This window comes from Thalassospira sp. CH_XMU1420-2, from assembly GCF_037029325.1.
GTDB lineage: Bacteria > Pseudomonadota > Alphaproteobacteria > Rhodospirillales > Thalassospiraceae > Thalassospira > Thalassospira povalilytica.
On sequence record NZ_JAYMEG010000031.1, the window covers coordinates 1 to 2,432 of the forward strand.

2 protein-coding genes are annotated in these 2,432 nt (G+C 51.2%); both read left to right on the forward strand.

Translation table 11 applies throughout. The annotated features are described in order from the left end of the window. Positions 1 to 381, forward strand: a 381-nt coding sequence (locus tag WA429_RS20950; protein ID WP_336107870.1) for a TAXI family TRAP transporter solute-binding subunit, incomplete at its 5' end; no start/stop codon positions are given. Continuing rightward, complete coding sequence (locus tag WA429_RS20955) at positions 378 to 2,300, forward strand: TRAP transporter permease (protein ID WP_082817719.1); 1,923 nt, start codon at positions 378 to 380, stop codon at positions 2,298 to 2,300. The genes WA429_RS20950 and WA429_RS20955, both read left to right, overlap by 4 nt. Positions 2,301 to 2,432 lie beyond the last annotated feature (132 nt).

The following is a 2,432-nucleotide window of genomic DNA, read 5'->3' on the forward strand; positions in this document are numbered from 1 at the left end:
GGTGTGTTCGTGCTGCATTCATCATTCCGTGCAATTGACGAAAACAATGACGTCGTTGTTCTCGACATTCCGCAGGCAGTGATCGATGCAACAAATGAGCGCTTTGGCACGCAAAACTTTACCATCCCTGGAGGAAGCTACACCAACCAGCCGGACGATATCGAAACTCCGGCTCTAGGCGCCCTTCTCGTCACCACGGACCAGTTGCCTGAGTCTACCGGGTATGCGCTGACCAAGGCTTTGATAGATCATATCGAAGAAGTCAAGGCTGTTCATGGGTCCATGAAGTCGCTGAGCACGGAGCTTATGGTTGACCAGGATGTCATGCCCTTCCACGCCGGTGCGGAAAAAGCATATCGTGAGGCAGGACTTCTCAAATGATGAAGTCACTCGTTAGCACAGGCCGCAAACGTAAGTTTGCGGCCTTACCCCACAAAACCCTGATCGTAATCGCAGCTCTGTTTGCTCTGGGTGTGATCTATGGCAACCTGTTTGTGATTTCCGATCCGCTGATCATCGGGATTTTGTTTCTTAGCGGTCTCTTTTCGATGCTGTTTCTGGTTATCGGATCGCGTTCGAACGCGGCCGAACGGCCAACAATCATCGACTGGGGGCTCAGCGCACTTAGCTTGGCGACAGGTGCATTCTTCCTTTGGAATGCTGATGTCATATCCAGCAGGATTACCCTGCTTGAAGAGCTCACCCCCCTGCAGTTCTTCTTTGGCTCTTCTTTGCTGTTCCTCTCACTAGAGGCTACTCGTCGTACAACAGGCGCTGGTCTGACAATAGTGGTTCTAGGCTTTATGGCTTACAACCTTTTTGGACACTTGCTGCCGCCACCCTTCGGGCATGGCTTGATAGAGTATAGCTATCTTCTTGATGCTCTAATTTTTACAACAGATGGTGTATTTGGCGTACCAATCCAGGTTGTTGCCAGCTACGTTTTTCTGTTTGTACTGTTCGGGACCTTGCTGTCATTTGCTGGCGGCGGAGACTTCTTTTTCAATCTTGCGGCAGCGCTTACCGGTAAAAGTCCGGGCGGCCCAGCAAAAGTTGCGGTTATCTCTTCGGGTATGTACGGAACCATTTCCGGCAGTCCGGTGTCTGATGTTGTCGCAACCGGATCAATCACAATCCCAATCATGAAGCGACTTGGCTATTCTCCGCGCTTTGCGGGGGCGGTCGAGGTCGCAGCTTCAACAGGGGGTAGCGCAATGCCACCCATCATGGGTTCGGCAGCGTTCATTCTCGCTGAGTATACCGGGTTTGCGTATAGGGAAGTCGTCTACGCAGCGATTATTCCAGCCCTCCTTTATTACCTGGGTGTCTTCTCCCAGGTTCATCTCCGTGCTGTGAAGCGTGATCTGCGTGCTTATCCAGATGACGTTCCCACGTTGAAACAAACGGTCATCAATGGCTGGATGTTTGTAGTTCCTGTGGCTGTGATCGTTTTGGTTCTATCACTTGGTTATTCACCAACCATGACGGCAGGTTTAGGTGCGGCGTCTGTGGTGATTGCAGCAGCATGCTCACCAAGAACCCGTATGAGCCTGTGGCGTGTAATTGAGGGTCTTGGCGAAACAACCCTTCGCATCCTGCCTGTAGCGGGTGCCTGTGCGGCAGCTGGTCTTGTGATTGGCGGTCTGTCTATGACCGGTCTTGGCATGAAAGCTGCCAATGTGATCATGACCATCAGTGGTGCAGATCCGGTTATCACGCTAGTGATTGCGGCTCTCGTGACCATCATCCTTGGCTTGGGCATGCCGACACCAAGCGCATATATTCTGGCCGCGGTACTGGTCGGACCTGCGCTTTCCAAGTTGGGATACCCCCTTCTTCAATCTCATATGTTCCTTCTGTACTACGCGATATTGTCTGCTCTTACCCCGCCAATTGCCGTTGCGGCTTTGGCTGCCGCGGCCATTGCCGAGGAGGACCCCTTCAAGATAGCCTTTGACGCTGTCAAGCTGGCTGCTGTTGGTTTCCTGTTGCCATTCGTCTTTATCTGGAACCCGGCCATCATAGGTGAAGGTTCAGGGCTACAAGTTGCCTTGGCATTGATGGGCGGTGTTGTCGCTGCAATTTCGCTGGCAGTTGCCATTGAAGGATATCTGAATGGCAAGCAGAACAGGATTGCGCGGTGTATGTTTGTGGGCATAGCGGTCGCGTGTGTGGCGCCATTTATATATATCGCAATCCCGGGTATCTTTTTTGGCTGTGTGTTGCTTGTTCGCAATTACAACACCTCATCAAACACATCCGACAAAGTAACAGAAAGTCAAAACATTCCTGGAGCCTGATATCGCTCTAGTGTGCGAAGAAGGTATGTGCCTTTGTGCCATACCTTCTTTTTTTTGAGGGTGGAGAAAATTGTCAGCTTTTCTGTCACTTCTGGAGATTTTTGTCAGCTTTTGTGACAATTGATGACAACT

What these genes read in the sequence shown, in the direction of transcription:
- WA429_RS20955 (WP_082817719.1), top strand. Translation starts at nt 378, where the DNA reads ATGATGAAGTCACTCGTTAGCACAGGCCGCAAACGTAAGTTTGCGGCC.